This is a genomic window from Marinifilum flexuosum (assembly GCF_003610555.1).
Classification (GTDB): domain Bacteria; phylum Bacteroidota; class Bacteroidia; order Bacteroidales; family Marinifilaceae; genus Marinifilum; species Marinifilum flexuosum.
Map to the genome: position 1 here is coordinate 1,712,347 of NZ_RAPQ01000008.1, position 16,217 is coordinate 1,728,563.

8 protein-coding genes are annotated in these 16,217 nt (G+C 40.9%); all 8 read left to right on the forward strand.

Going from position 1 to position 16,217, the window contains the following annotated elements:
• The first annotated feature begins 41 nt into the window (after positions 1-41).
• Positions 42-1,808 carry a glycoside hydrolase family 9 protein gene (locus BXY64_RS06925; RefSeq protein ID WP_170150601.1) on the forward strand — a complete coding sequence of 589 codons (1,767 nt, stop codon included), beginning with the start codon at positions 42-44 and terminating at the stop codon, positions 1,806-1,808.
• 9 nt (positions 1,809-1,817) lie between these two features.
• Positions 1,818-3,620, forward strand: coding sequence for a cellulase family glycosylhydrolase (locus tag BXY64_RS06930; RefSeq protein ID WP_120239168.1), 1,803 nt, complete (start codon positions 1,818-1,820; stop codon positions 3,618-3,620).
• A 284-nt stretch (positions 3,621-3,904) separates the two neighbouring features.
• Entirely contained in the window at positions 3,905-6,046 is a 2,142-nt protein-coding gene (locus BXY64_RS06935; protein WP_120239169.1) for a sulfatase family protein, read from the forward strand.
• A 1-nt stretch (position 6,047) separates the two neighbouring features.
• A complete protein-coding gene (locus BXY64_RS06940; protein WP_120239170.1) occupies positions 6,048-7,532 on the forward strand; it encodes a sulfatase in 1,485 nt (494 codons plus the stop codon).
• An 832-nt stretch (positions 7,533-8,364) separates the two neighbouring features.
• A complete protein-coding gene (locus tag BXY64_RS06950) occupies positions 8,365-10,080 on the forward strand; it encodes a sulfatase family protein (RefSeq protein ID WP_147375930.1) in 1,716 nt (571 codons plus the stop codon).
• Positions 10,081-10,178: 98 nt separating this feature from the next.
• A complete protein-coding gene (locus BXY64_RS06955) occupies positions 10,179-12,617 on the forward strand; it encodes a GH36-type glycosyl hydrolase domain-containing protein (protein WP_120239782.1) in 2,439 nt (812 codons plus the stop codon).
• A 137-nt stretch (positions 12,618-12,754) separates the two neighbouring features.
• Positions 12,755-14,383, forward strand: coding sequence for an MFS transporter (locus BXY64_RS06960; RefSeq protein WP_120239173.1), 1,629 nt, complete (start codon positions 12,755-12,757; stop codon positions 14,381-14,383).
• Positions 14,384-14,519: 136 nt separating this feature from the next.
• Positions 14,520-16,208 (forward strand): polysaccharide deacetylase family protein, encoded by a 1,689-nt coding sequence (locus BXY64_RS06965; protein ID WP_120239174.1) that lies wholly within the window; start codon positions 14,520-14,522, stop codon positions 16,206-16,208.
• The last annotated feature ends 9 nt before the right edge of the window (positions 16,209-16,217 follow it).

Sequence of the window (16,217 nt, forward strand, 5' to 3'; positions counted from 1 at the left end):
TATTTTTTTGAAAAGAAACAGCATTAAAAATGAAGTACAGAATGAATAAGAGCTCAATGATAAAGAACAGGAACGTGATAAAGGGTTTACTTTGTATCTGTTTGTTTCTGCTTTCCAGTGCAGTTGTAGCACAGGAAGAGGGTGAAGATATTTATTTTAACCAGCTTGGTTTTTTGCCCAATGTGGAAAAGGTAGCCTCCATTAGGGGCGTTGAGCAGGGAGACTTTCTGATTCGCAGGACTGCAAACAATCAAATTGCATTCTCCGGGCAATTGGAAAAAGCAGCTTACTGGAAAAGTTCTGGTGAGAAGATCCTGATTGCTGATTTTTCAAAACTACAGGAAGAGGGAGAATACTATTTGGAAGTTCCGGGAGGTGGAAAATCAAGTAAGTTTACCATTTCCAAAGACTGTTTCAAAAAAGTACTGAAGGCTACATCTAAAGCCTATTATTACTGGCGTTCTGCCTTCCCGATAACAAAAGAATTTGGTGGTGAATGGAACCGTCCTTTAGCCCACCCGGATACAGTGGTGTTTATTCATCCCTCAGCTGCATCAAAAAAGAGACCTGTCGGAACTGTAATTAGTGCTCCCGGAGGTTGGTATGATGCAGGTGATTACAACAAGTATGTGGTAAACTCAGGCATTACCTGTTACAGCTTGATGTCTGCCTATGAATTTTCAAAACAAAGATTCAACTCCTTGAATTTGAACATTCCGGAGTCCAATGACAACATTCCCGATATTCTAAATGAAGTGTACTATAATCTGAAATGGATGATGAGTATGCAAGATCCGCATGACGGGGGAGTATATCATAAACTAACAACAGCAAACTTTGCCGGAGAACATATGCCGCACCAGGTAAAGAACAGGAAAAGGTTCGTGGTTCAAAAAACCACAGCTGCAACATTGAACTTTGCTGCGGTGATGGCCATGTCTCATCGAGTATTAAAAAAGGATTACCCAAAGTTTGCAGATCAATGTTTGCTTGCTGCAGAAAAGGCCTGGACCTGGGCAGGAAGATATCCTGAGACCTTTTACGAACAGGAAGAACTCAATAAAAAGTATGATCCTGATATTAATACAGGAGCTTATGACAATAAAAAGCTTAAGGATGAATTTGCCTGGGCTGCAAGTGAACTGTTCCTGAGTACGAAGAATAATGAGTATCTTCATCATGCCATGAATTATTATAAAACAATTCATCATATTGCGGTACCAAGTTGGGGAAATACAGCCATGCTTGGAATATACTCCTTATTGAATAACAGAAAAAACATTCCTTTTTCAGAGAGAAAGGAGTTTCATATTTTAAATCGAAAACTATTGAAAATGGCTGATGCCTTGCTTGACTCCTATTTAAAATCGCCAAACAGAACGGCTTTCGGAAATCAGGAGGCTCACTTTAAGTGGGGATCAAATGCCATTGCAGCCAACCAGGGCATGCTTTTGTTACAGGCTTGGAGACTAACTGGCAAACAGATGTATTATGATGCTGCTTATTCAAACCTGGACTATATTTTGGGACGAAATGCAACAGGATACTGTTTTGTGACTGGTTTTGGTCATCAGAATCCCAAATACCCACACCACAGAATTTCTGCGGCAGATGGAGTAAAGGAGCCTGTGCCAGGTCTTTTGGTTGGTGGAGCCAGCAATATGAAACTACCAGCCTTACAATTTCCATCAAAGTATTCAGCAAAAAGGTATCATGATGAATACAAATGTTACGTTACCAATGAAGTCGCAATTAACTGGAATGCTCCCTTGGTTTTCCTGATTAGCGGACTAAGCAATAACTTTTAAATCTATAACATGTATCGACCGAGAAGACTAAGGATAAAACTATTTTTGCTATTTATTGGATTTCTATTCCTGACCTCCTCTTTTGCCCAGAGCAAGACGGAAGGAGAGAGAACAAAGGCCTTTGAATTTGTCCGGGAAATGGGCCGGGGAGCTAATTTTATGGCAGCCAAAATGGAAGGGCGTTTTCACTCCAATCATGATTTTCAGCTTTTAAAGAAAAATCATTTTACCCATTGTAGAATAGGGGGAAAGCTAAATCTTCATATAGGACAAGCTCCCGATTATACAGTTGATGCCGATAGAATTGATGATTTAAAGGAGGCGGCAGACATGTGTTTAGCAAAAGGACTGATCGCGGTGATTGATCCTTTGCACCTTTATAATGAGCATTACAGCGATGATCAGTTACCTGTTCTGAAGAAAATCTGGTCGCAGGTGGCTCAGGCATTTGCTTCATATCCTACTGATAAACTGGCTTTCGAAATCATGAACGAGCCGCACAAAGGCTACGATTTAAAGAGTATGATTCATGAAAGTATTGCTGAGATAAGAAAAGTGGAAGGCAATGAAGAGAGATTGGTTATTGTGTCGGGACAAGGGTTTACTACAAGGAAAGCTTTAATTAATGCTTTTGACGACGATGTATTTCCCACTGGTGATTCCTACCTGATTGGAACCTTTCATTACTACGATCCCAAAAGCTTTACCAAGCAAGGTACTTTTGGTGTGACAACCAATTGGGGGGAGAGTGGAGCAAATGATTCGGATTGGTCAGTAGTGGAAGATGCTTTTGATGAGGTTGAGGAAGCAAACAACGATTGGGCTCAACGACATCAAACGACTGTCTTACCCCTTTATTTGGGAGAGTATGGCGTGGATAATCAGGCTCCTGATGCGGATAGAAAAAGATGGCTTTCCTGGATAAGAATGCAAGCTGAAAAGCGTGGTTATTCAACCTCCCTGTGGAACATGTACAATTTGAATAGCAAGGGAATTGGCCCTTGGGAGAAGGAGCAGAAAGATGATTCTTCCACAAGGTATTTTGAGCAGGATGTGGTTGAGGTTTTAATGACCCGATACGAAATGGAAGGTGCCGATGTAAGCGGACAACTGGAAATTGTAGACGAAACGGAGAATGTTTCGGGAGAACAGTATCTTACTTATTCAAACGCACAGCATGGCGATCAGGCTATTTTGAATAGTATTTATATCCCCAAATCAGATCAATATACCTTGACCATTCGATATAAAAATCAGGATGAGCAAAATGCGGTTTTAAGCATTGCTGCTTTGGATCAGAATGGAAATAAAGTATCGGAGCAAGAGGAGGTATTCTTTCCGTCAACTGCGGATATTGAGGGATGGGGAAAGATTCTTGTGAAGCTTGATTTGGAAGCAGGAGAGGATAATCAGATTGAGCTGACAGGCCTTAACGATTTAGAATCATTACAGCTTGATTACCTCTGTATCTCTCTGGGGGAATATTTCGACAGACTTTATCCTGCGGAACAAAAAGAGGCTGATGTGCCTACTGCTGTCATTTCACCTGCTGAAGAAAGAAAAGTAAACATAAAGGTCTATCCAACCATCTTTTCAAATCATACCAATATCTATTCTAATCTGAATGGTGGTGAGAAAGTCATTTTTCAAGTGAACGATTTGTTGGGGAGGCCTATTCAAAAAGGCAGCTTACCTGCAACTAAATCGAGCTTGTTGTTGGGGCAAAATTATCAGAATGGCTATTACCTTTTGAACTTTGTGGGAGAAGGTTGGCGCAAGTGTATCAAACTGGTTAAAAAGTCAGGAATCTAAATAGCGATACTCCAGAGAGCAAATTAAAAAAGATAGTACTAGCAAATCGGACTTACTGTAGGCAGTAAATCCGATTTGTTGTATACAGTAAATTGAAAAAGCTAGTAGCAGCAAATCAAAAAAGGTGGTAGAAGTTTATCTATACCAGGGTCCCATTTTTCCAAAGACAACTTTTGGGATATTGCAGGAACCAAAAACCAACCTTCGGGAACGCATTCTTAACTTCAATGAACCATTCTTAGAATATTTTTGAGATAGAAGAATCAAAAAAATAACAAACAGATATGGATCGGAGAGTTTTTGTAAAACAATTTTCATTAACCGTCTTGGGAACAGCCTTGCTTCCTATGGGCTTATCGGCAAAAAATAAGAATTTGTGGGGGAAGAAGATTACCCCTCAAAGCTTGTTTGATGAAGGGAAACTGGATGTGATATTGCCGGAAGAGGCATTTAATCCCATGGGAAACTGGGAGCAAGCATGGAGACTTTGGATGCCTTTTAGGGGAAAGCCAGGTGAAGCTTCCGGGTATTTACATGTGACAAGAAATGTTGCAGATCATTCGGGAAAGGTAGAATATGGAGTTGAGCAGGCCATTTCAGAGAACAACCAATGGATGCATCTTACCAAGGTTGCCATCAGGGCCAGAAACAATCAGTATGGAACTCCTTTGAATTGGGAGGCTGCCACTGAATACATCAAAGCTCCGGGAAAAGGTTTTAATAAAGAAGTTGGTTCCTACCAGAGCTCAGATCTGACAAATGAAAATGAAGACATCTGTTTGAATTTTACCTTGCTTGATACGGTTCAGAGAATGAAAATGGAAGGGGTGAAAGAATTGAATTTTACGTTTTTCGATGAACTGGATAAGGAGAAGAAAAATCACAGCATCAGATACAAAGAAGACACAAGAATTCAGATTGGCGGAAAAACCGTTGAGGTTCATTGTTACGAGCAAATAGGTGAGGGAATGCTTCCCTGGATGTATTATGTAGATGACAATGGACGATTGCTTCTTGCCATAAATGGGATGCGAGTTCTCATTGCTGATGTGCAATGTAAAAGCAATTATCAGGCTACTTACCCTGAAATCAGTGAGGTTTCCATTGAGAAAAGGGCTGTACAGTCGGGAAGAAAAGGAGAGATCAGAAAGGATAAGCGTCCGAACATTCTGTTTTTAAGTACCGATCAGCAAACTTGGAATACCCTGTCGGCATTAGGAAACAAACATCTGAATACACCTAACCTGGATCGATTGGCAAACAAAGGGGTCACCTTTAGTCAATGTTATAGCCCAAATCCGGTTTGTTCCCCTACGCGTGCAAGTTGGATTACTGGATTGGCAAGCAGTGAACATGGAGTGATCAAGAACGGGAAATCGATTATTTCGGGACTGACAACGGTAGGACATACCCTTCGGGAAGAGGGATATGAAACCGTTTTTGCAGGCAAGCTGCATGTGGGTATTCCTGAATCCTATGGTGAGAAAATACCAGGTTTCGATAAGGTATTGTGCATGGGAATTGGAGGGAAAGGAACCCTGGGTGACCAGGCGGTTTCCAGTGTGGCTGTTGGCTATTTGCAAAACAGGGACCGATCCAAGCCATTTTATCTTACGGTAAACTTCTTACAGCCTCACGACATCTGTAATTGGATCAAGAGACACAACAAAAATCGCAACGACAGGCATTTGGATTCTGTACTGAATGAATTACCACCCTTGCCTGAAAATTTCAATGCAATATTAGAGGAACCTCAAAAAATGATTGTTCCCAGAAAGACGGAGTGGACCGAGACCGACTGGCGTTACTACCTGTGGGCATACTACAGGATGGTAGAAGAAGTGGATGCTGAGATTGGTCGTGTTCTGCATGCTTTGGAGGAGACTGGCGAAGCCGATAATACGGTCGTGCTATTTAATTCCGATCATGGAGAGGGAAGTGCAAGTCATCAGTCGGTAACCAAAAACTATTTGTATGATGAGGCTTGCCGCGTGCCGATGATCGTTTCTTATCCGAAAGAGTTAAGATCAGGTGTTGTCGATCATGAGAATTTACTGTCCTGTTTGGATATCGTACCTACCATTTGTGATTTTGCCGGAGCCAAAGCGCCTGAAAACTGCAGTGGAATCAGTATGCGACAACTGGCTGCTGGCAAGAAGAGAAAGCTACGCGATTTTGTAGTGTCTGAGGTGAATAATGATAATGGACGAATGGTAAGAAGCGAGGACTTTAAATTGATCGTTTATCGAAATGATTCAAACTATTTGTTTTTCGATATGAAGAATGATCCCGGCGAGACCATCAACCTGGCTCAAGACACCAAATACAGTCAGCAATTACAGGAGCATTTTACCATGCTTGAACAATGGGAATCGAAACTAACGAAAGCCCCATTTTGTAAGCCTTTTAACACGCAAATCAGTTAATATGAAGAACTTTTTTAACTCTATAATGAAACCAGCATCTGTTTTGGCATTGGCGCCTTTGCTGGCGGTATCCTGCCAAAGCAAAAAAGTACAGGAAACTCATCAGCAACAACCCAATGTCCTGTTTATTGCCATTGATGATTTAAAACCCATGTTGGGTTGTTATGGCGATAGCCTGATACAAACGCCAAACATCGATCGCTTGGCGCAAACTGGAGTAGTTTTCACAAATACTCACTGCCAGCAGGCGGTGTGCGGCCCTTCCCGTGCCAGTTTGCTAACGGGAATGCGACCTGATTTTACGAAAATATACGACCTGAAAACATTCATCCGCGATAAGAATCCTGATATCACCACGCTTCCGCAGCATTTCAAGAACAATGGATACAGCACCGCAGCGGTGGGGAAGGTTTTCGATGTTCGCTCAGTGGATCAGCATCATGATTCCCTTTCGTGGAGCGAACCTTACGAGCTTTTGGAAGGTTCCAACCCAATTGGAGAAGGATGGATCTACTCCAAAAAACGAATTAGTACCGAAGCTCCCGATGTTGCCGACAGCATAACTGTGGATGGGAAGATTTTGTTGAGGGGAAATGAGTTAATGCAGCAATTGTCCCAGCAGTCAAATCCTTTCTTTTTGGCCGTAGGCTTTCATAAGCCTCATTTGCCCTTTGTGGCTCCAAAGAAATATTGGGATCTCTATGACCGAAATGATTTTAAAGTGCATCCTTTCCAGGAAAAACCCGAAAATGCACCGGACTTTGCCTATCAGCCAGGTTGGGAAATCAGAAGTTTGTATGAAGATGTTCCTAAAAAAGGGAAGATTGCGGACAGCAAACAACTGGAGTTGATTCATGGTTACCATGCCTGTGTATCCTTTATAGACCAGCAAGTGGGCTTGTTGTTGAAACAGTTAGATGATTTAGGATTGAGAGAGAATACCATTGTGGTATTGTGGGGCGATCATGGATGGCATTTGGGCGACCATGACATGTGGTGCAAACACACCAATTACGAGCAGTCTACACGTTCTCCACTCATTGTTTCCTATGGTTACAAATATAAGGGGAGCAATGCTTCGCCTACCGAATTTGTTGATATTTTTCCTACCCTTTGTGAGTTAAGCGGTGTGAATACCCCGGCTAAACTTGATGGAACAAGTCTGCTTTCCATCATGAGTGGAGAAAAGGAAAAGGTGAAAGATGTTGCCGTGAGTCAGTTTCACAGAAATGGGAACCTTATGGGATATGCTTTTAGAAATGAGCGTTATCGTTATGTGGTATGGTTCAAAAGCAAATTCAAACAGGATGAGGTTGGTCCCTTTGGTGAGGATTTGATTGTTGCCAAAGAGCTTTACGACTATAAAAAGGATCCTTTGGAAACCCGCAACCTGATTGATGACAGTGCTTACACTTCGGCCAAAGAAGAAATGGAGCAAGTGAGTAAAGGCTACTTTAAAGAGAGTCTGAAAGCCGATCAGAATTGAAATAAAACAGAATTTTAAATACAATAACGCAGATATAGCAATGAGCGATGTCTGCGTTTTTTCATTTTTGAGATTTGCGGGTATGTCCCAGGAGATTTTTGTAAGGATTAAATTTCTGGAGGTATGTTCCTGGATCTTTTTGTAAGGATTAAATTATTTGAGGTATGCCCAGGAAATTTTTGAAACGATTAAATTTCTGGAGGTATTCCCCAGGATATTTTTGCATCGATTAAATCTCTGGAGGCATGTCCCAGGATATTTTTGCATCGATTAAATTTCTGGAAGTATGTCCCAGAAAATTTTTAGTATCGATTAAACGTTTGGAAGTATATCTCATGAAAATTTGAGTGCCAAATTTTCGCTTGGAAGTCACTTTATGGAATTTGAAACTCAAAATATCATTTGGTAATTCTTATTTCCTTCCTGAAAAAAAGCTTGAAAAACTACTGTTTTTGGTTCATCAATTTTCTTTTAAAGGATTCAAATACCATAGTTGGAAAATCGAAAAAGGAGCCTTGGTTTCCCTGTAGTAGGCTGGTATTTAGCTTTTCCAGGTGAGCTTCTTTTTTGCGGTCAATCCCGATAGATCGTAAAACCTACCTTTCCGATTCATGAGTGAACCATCTTTCGTTCCCCTCAATCTATTTTTGCTACTGTTCCTTAAAGGTTAAAAACGAGGCCTTCTACAGTGTGCCATCGTTTGTGCCGATAAGGAACAAAGGATAACGAAACTCAAAGATAATTGATAAATCTTTCAGTTGGCTGAGGTTTTTTTCAAGCAAATAGAATTTGAGAGTAAGCAGGCTGGTTGAAGGAAAAAAATAACAAATACATGAACGAAACTATAAAAACAAGAAGAAGCACAGGTCTTTTTTCAAGATCAGCTAAGAGCTTAAGTTTAGCGATGATGCCATTCTGTTTATTGGCAGGAGAAAACCAGGCTCAGGCTACTGAACCTGTAAGTAAAACCGGTGATTCGGCAGGGAAGCATATTGCCTCGCAGCAGGAAAAACCAAATATCATCTTTTTTATCGCGGATGATATGGAACGTTTTCAATTTAATTGTCTGCCAGAGGGGAAGGGGAAAAACTTAACCCCCAATATCGATCGTTTGGCGAAGGAGGGAACTGTGATGTTCGGACAGCATGTGAGTTCAGCTGTTTGTACGCCAAGTCGTTTTTCTTGTTTGACTGGTCAGTATGCAAGTCGCGCTCAAAACGAAGGGTTTTTGAAGGATACCAAGAGAATGGATGGAGAAACTGTTGTGCAATGGAATTCTTTTATGACCCCAAAATCGAATTCAATTGCCAAGCTTTTAAAGAAGCAGGGATATACCACAGGGTTTTTCGGAAAAGATCATGTAATTGAGGCAGAAGGTTGGAGAAAACTTCCTTTGGATACGGATCCTACTTCGCCGGATGCTGTGAAAGTACTGAAACGAAATGCCAAGCTGATTGCCGATGCCATGAAAAAGTGTGGCTTTGATTATGCCGGGGCAAATTATTACGATAACCCAAGCTATTTGGGACCTGAAAAGTTGAGATATCACAATCTGGATTGGATTACAGAGAAGAGTTTGAACTTTATGGATAAAGCAGAAGATCAGCCTTTCTTCCTTTACTATGCTACAACTGTTCCTCACGGACCAACAAATGCAGAACAGGCCTGGGATGCGGATCGCAGAATCACCTCAGAAGGAATTTTGGATAAAGCACCTAATGTGCAGCCAGCCAAAGAGACAATTGGTCAGCGTTTAATTGATGCAGGATTGGCAACACCGGGAAATATTCCTGAAAACAAAGCCAATGTATTGTGGATTGACGATGCTCTTGGTGCTTTAATGCAAAGACTAGAAGATGAAGGAAAGTTAGACAATACCATCATTTTCTTCTTTAGCGATCACGGTCAGTATGCTAAAGGATCGGTTTACGAAGGCGGTGTAAGTAGCCCGTCAATTGTATGGAAAAAGGGAGGATTCAAGTGTGGCAATAGAAATGAGGCCTTGGTTTCAAACATCGACTTTGCACCAACCATCTACGATATGGCCGGTGGAAAAGTTGAAAAAGTGAAAGCCTTTGATGGAAAAAGTTTCTTGCCAATTCTGGATGGAAAGAAGGAAAAGATTCACGAGTCGCTTTATTTCGAAATGGGATTCTCTCGCGGGGTGTTAATGGACAATCACAAATACATTGCTTTGCGTTACCCTGAGTATGCCATGAACTGGAGCATGAAAGAGCGTCAGCAGAAGTTGGATGACTGGAACAATTTCCGTATCGCAAACAAATTGAAATACCATTTCGATGATGCAAGTCTTCCTTTTTCACACTTGATGTTGATACCAGGAGGTGGTGATGCTGAATACCCTTCAACAAAACGCTATAAGCACTATTACGATGCCGATCAGCTTTACGATTTAAATAAAGACCCTAAGGAACAAGATAACCTGTATGAAAACGAGGCTTACAGCGCCAAGTTAAAGGGATTGAAGAAAGAGTTGAAAAAGTATTTGAACGACTTGCCGGGAATTTTCGGTGAATTTAAGAAGTAGAAATTAGTTGGTTAGAAAAGAGTAGAACTTATTCGTTAAGGTCTACTCTTTGTCCCGAAAATGATCAATCGGCAACAGAAACATTAATGACTAAGAAAATGAAGTACGGATTTTTTGATGATGAAAGAAGAGAGTATGTAATTACTCAGCCCAATACCCCATTTCCATGGATCAATTATTTAGGTAACGAGGATTTTTTCTCGTTGGTTTCTAATACCGCAGGAGGTTACAGTTTTTATAAGGATGCCAAGTTTCGTCGCTTGAACAGGTACCGTTACAATAACGTGCCAATGGATAACGGTGGGCGTTATTTCTATATCAAGGACAACGACACAATTTGGTCGCCAGGATGGAAACCTGTAAAGACAGAATTGGACAAGTATGAGTGTCGCCATGGTTTGAGCTATACCAAGATTACAGGTGAAAAAAATGGACTGGAGTCAGAAGTTACTCTTTTCATTCCACTTGGGAATTGGTGCGAGATTCAGAAAATGAAATTGACCAACAAGAGTGAAGAAGTTAAAAAGTTTAAGCTTTTCTCTTACAATGAATGGTGTTTGTGGAATGCCGAGGATGATCAAAACAATCTTCAGCGTAACCTTTCTACCGGAGAAGTAGAGATTGATGGCTCAACATTGTACCACAAAACAGAATACAAGGAACGTAGAAATCACTTTGCGTTTTATCATGTAAATGCCGATATCGATGGTTATGATACTGACCGTGAATCATTCATGGGGTTGTATAATGAAGCTTCAGGGCCACAGGCTGTTTTAGATGGAGCTCCTCGCAATTCTGAAGCCCACGGATGGTCTCCAATTGCATCTCACTATTTCGAGATTGAGTTGCAGCCAGGCGAAAGTAAAGATTTGATTTTTGTTTTGGGATACGTTGAGAATGCTGAAGACGACAAGTGGGAGAGCAAAGGCGTTATCAATAAGACAAAAGCAAAGGCACAGATTGCCAAATTTGATACTGGTGAAAAAGTAGATGCTGCCTTGGCAGAACTAGCAGCTTACTGGGAGAACTTATTGAGTATTATTACTCTTGATCACGAGGATGATAAGTTGAACCGAATGGTAAACATCTGGAACCAATACCAGTGTATGGTTACCTTTAACATGTCTCGTTCAGCATCTTTCTTCGAGGTAGGTATCGGACGTGGTATGGGATTCCGTGATTCCAACCAGGATTTAATCGGATTTGTACACCAGGTTCCTGAACGTGCCCGTGAGAGAATCATCGATATTGCTTCTACTCAGTTTCCTGATGGAGGATGTTACCACCAGTATCAGCCACTTACCAAAAGAGGTAACGATGCTATCGGTGGAGGATTTAACGATGATCCAATGTGGTTGATTTTAGGAACTGTTAGCTATATCAAAGAAAGTGGTGATTTTTCTATCCTTGATGAAATGGTACCATTTGATAATGATGAAAGCTTAGCTCAGCCTTTGTTTAATCACCTAACGGTTTCTTTCGATCATGTTATTAACAATTTAGGACCAAATGGCTTGCCATTGATCGGACGAGCTGACTGGAACGACTGTTTGAACTTAAACTGTTTCTCAACCAATCCGAATGAGTCTTTCCAAACAACTGAGAACAACACTGAAGGTTCTAAAGCTGAATCATTGATGATTGCAGGTTTGTTTGTTGTTTATGGAAACGACTATATCGATCTATGTAAGCAACTGGGCAAAACAGAAGAAGCTGAGCGTGCACAGAAAGCTGTGGATGCAATGAAAGAAGCTGTTAAAGCCAAAGGTTGGGATGGAGAATGGTTCCTTCGTGCTTACGATTTCCATGGAAACAAAGTGGGATCTGACGAAAATGAAGAAGGAAAGATCTTTATTGAATCTCAGGGATGGTGCTCCATGGCTGAAATCGGAATCGAAGAAGGCATGGTAGAGAAATCATTGAACAGTGTAAAGGAGAGATTGAATACACCTTACGGTATCGTATTGAATAATCCTGCTTTCAGCAAGTATATGATTGAATATGGCGAAATCTCAACTTATCCTGCCGGATACAAGGAGAATGCCGGAATTTTCTGTCACAACAACCCATGGATTATTATCGGGGAAACCAAGATTGGTCGCGGTAAGGAAGCCTGGAATTACTTTAAGCAAATCTGTCCTTCTTACTTAGAGGAGGTTCAGGAACTTCATAAGGTAGAGCCTTATGTGTATTGCCAGATGATTGCAGGTAAGGATGCCTACAAACCAGGTGAAGGTAAAAACAGCTGGTTGTCAGGTACAGCAGCATGGAATTTCTATGCAGTTGTTCAGTATATCCTGGGAATACAGCCAGACTATAATGGAATTAAAATAGATCCTTGTATCCCTGAAGAATGGAAAAACTATACCGTGAACCGTAAGTTTCGTGATGCAAACTACCAGATTGAGATTGTGAATCCTGAGGGTGTTTCTAAAGGAGTTAAAGAGATTTGGTTGAATGATGAGAAATTGGATACCAATGTAATTCCTGTAATGGATAAAGGAACCTGTAATAAGGTGAAAGTTGTTATGGGATAAAAGCAAGAACAAAATCAATGCTTAGTAATAATTAACTATACAGTGGATAGCCCGGCTTGGGACAGACAATTTGTCTGCCTCAGGTTCGGGCTATTGAAATACAATATAGACAAGACTTTTTAACCAAACGAAATTCTATGAATAACGAAAAAATACATATCAAAGAAAAGATTGGATACGGTTTAGGGGATACGGCCTCGAACCTGTTCTTTCAATCCTTCATGCTGTTTCTTCTGTATTTTTATACAGATGTATTCGGTATTCCTGCTGCAGCTGCCGGAACCATGTTTCTGGTGACCAGAATTTGGGATTCAGTAAACGACCCTTTAATGGGGATTTTATCGGACAGAACCAATACCAAGTGGGGAAAGTTTCGACCATATATTCTGTGGTTGGCCATTCCATTTGGAATTATCGGAGTGTTAACATTTACTACTCCCGATTGGTCTGTAGCCAGTAAAATTGTATATGCATACATTACCTATACACTTATGATGATGGTGTATACGGCTATCAATATTCCTTACTCTGCCTTGATGGGGGTGGTTTCTTCCAATCCTATTCAGCGTACGAGCTTTTCTCAGTATCGATTTATTTTTGCTTTTGCCGGGGCTTTTATTGTGCAGGGGATTACTCTTCCTTTGGTTCAACAATTTGGAGGAAACGATGATTCTGTTGTGATAGCAGAGCAGATTCAGAATGAAATTGTGATCACTGAAAAAGGAACGGGAACATCTAAAATTGAATTGGAAGCTATTGTCCCGGGTGAAGAGCCAGTTGAAGGTAAAATATCAGTTTGTGTGCTTACTCCTGAAATGTTTGCCGAAGCAGATACTGCAGGTGGATTGCTTGCCTTGCAAAAGGGGTTTGAAAAGAGAACGGTACCTGTTGCCGATTATATTGAAGGTGTTGATTTAAGCAAGGTTCAACTAAAAGTAAGTGTGGTGAATGAACGCAAAGGTTTTATGTGGGCCATGATTGTTTTGGCCACTCTGGCTGTTATCATGTTCCTGATCACTTTTGTTACTACCAAGGAGAGAGTTCAACCTGCAAAAGAGCAAAAAACATCACTTAAAGATGACATCAAAGATTTGGCAGCCAACAAGCCTTGGTGGATTTTGTTTGTGCTGGGAATCTTCACCTTATCCTATGTTTCCGTTCGAAATGGTGCCATCATGTATTACTTTAAATACTATGTGGGGAATGATGCCCTGGCCTCAGGCTTTATGATTGCAGGTACCATTGCAACCATTGCATCTATCACCTTAACAGAGTGGTTGTCGAAAACTTTCGGAAAAAAGAGAGCCTACATCTATAGCATGATACTTACCAGTGTCTTAACCGTAGCCTTCTATTTTGTTGGCAAGGACGATATTGTAGCAATGTTTGTATTACAGGTATTGATCAGTTTCGTATTTGGGCCAACGGCACCTTTGGTGTTTGCCATGTATACCGATGCGGCAGACTATTCAGAGTGGAAAACTGGGCGAAGAGCTACAGGACTGGTAATGTCGGCATCGACCATGGCACAAAAGTTTGGATGGACCATTGGTGGTGCATTGGCAGGATGGTTATTGGCTGCATTTGGTTTCAAGGCCAATGTTGAGCAGGCAGAAGGTGCTTTAACTGGAATTCAGCTAATGATGAGTTTGATACCTGCTGCAGGAAGTGTGTTGGCAGCCATCTTTATGCTGTTTTACAAGCTCGATGAGAAATTTTTAGGCGAGGTAGAAGAGGAGTTGAAATTAAGAAGAGTAAAGGCCTAAGTTTTAATTGTAAATTGAATAGGGGCTGCAAGGCGTAGAGGTTTTGTTATTTGGTAGAGCACAGTCGGTATTGACGTACTCGATTTAGCAGCCCCTCATTCACTTGAATTAGTTCGAACTTGAAAAGTTGAATTGCATGAGTAAGAGATTAATTATTTCGATTGGAATTTTCCTGCTGGCAGCTTTGTCTGTCATGAGCCAGACAATTGAACCTTTACAATCTGTTAAGACAAAGCAGAAATTGGTCGCTTTCACATTTGATGATGGGCCGAATCCACAGACTACTGCTGAAATCATGAATTTGTTTGAGAAAGCAGATGGAAAAGCCACCTTCTTCGCTATTGGGAAAAGCTTATCGAAGCATACAGCCTTAGCCAAAGAAGTATTACAAAGAGGGCATGAAATAGGCAACCACAGCATGACTCATAAGCGTCCGTCAGGAACTACTACGGCCGATGAATCGATACAGGAGATTAAAGGGTTTCAGGATATGATACAAAAAGAATTGGGATACTCGCCGAGCTTGTATCGTGCTCCTTTTTTAAAGTATGATATGCTGAATAGTGGTAGTTTGGAATCTCTTGGTTTGAAAGCTGTGAATGCTTCCGTTTATGCCAGGGATGCAAAGAAAGATGTACCTGTTGAAGGAATCGTAAAACGAATCATGGATGATGTTCATTCCGGAGCGATCATTCTTTGTCATGAGAGACAACATACTATCAAAGCATTGAAGCAGATACTTCCTCAGTTAAAGTCGGAAGGATATCAGTTTGTAACGGTATCGCAATTACTGTCTTTGGCCAAAGGTAATGTTGTTGCAGCCAATCATCCCTTGGTTAAAATTAAAGGAAGTAAATACCATTACATGAAGAATGGAGTGATGGTGTTTCCTCGTCATTCAGCCAACCTATTGGCGATGGCGAAATCCAAAAGCAAGTTTAGTCCTGTAAAAGCGCAAACAACAACAGGTGTTATTGTGTCATTTAAAACAGCCAGTCCAAAGGTAAAAGTCAACTTTAAAGTATTGGAAGGAGACAATAGGGGGCTTGTGTTTGGAATTTTTGAAAATAAAGAATTTAGAGAGGCCAAGAGTTTTGGTAAAAAAGAGGGACCCTTATTATCCTTTGATATAGAATCAGCGCATAAAGGTGAAGAGGTCACATATGAAATCAGTCTTCCGAACTGGGCCAATGTAGGTCTGGTGAATATTGAATTGGAAGAAGGATACGACTTGAAAGAAATTAAATCGGAAGAGAAGCCCGTTTATGTGGCTTACGGGAATTCCATTACTCATGGTACCGGACAGCAGGCAAGCCATCAAACCTATCCTTTTTTATTGTCCCGGGAAATGAACTGGGACTTGTATAACCTGGCAGTAGGAGGTGGGAAAACTTCTGTGCCTATGGCGGAAATGATCAGGGATGACTTTTCCAAGATCGATTACATGACCATCCTGATAGGATACAATGACTATAATGGAGAGGGAATATCAGCGAAAGAATACAGCAAAAGATTGGAGAATTTCCTGACAACCATACGTGAAAAGCACAGCCTTACCAAGCTGTTCTGTATTACACCAACCCATACAAAAACGCTGCGCAGTAAAAAGAGTGGGGAGAGTATTGCAGATTTTAGAAAGAGTATGACTCAGGTAGTGGAAAAATTTCAACAGGAGGGAGATGGGAACATTTTTCTTATCAGGGGAGAAGAGATTTCGAAACTTGCAGACCTGAAAGATGCCGTTCACTTTAATGTGGAAGGTGCCAAAAGCTTTGGCGATAAACTATCAATAGAATTAAAGAAGAAACTAGCTACTAATAACTAGAGATTGAAG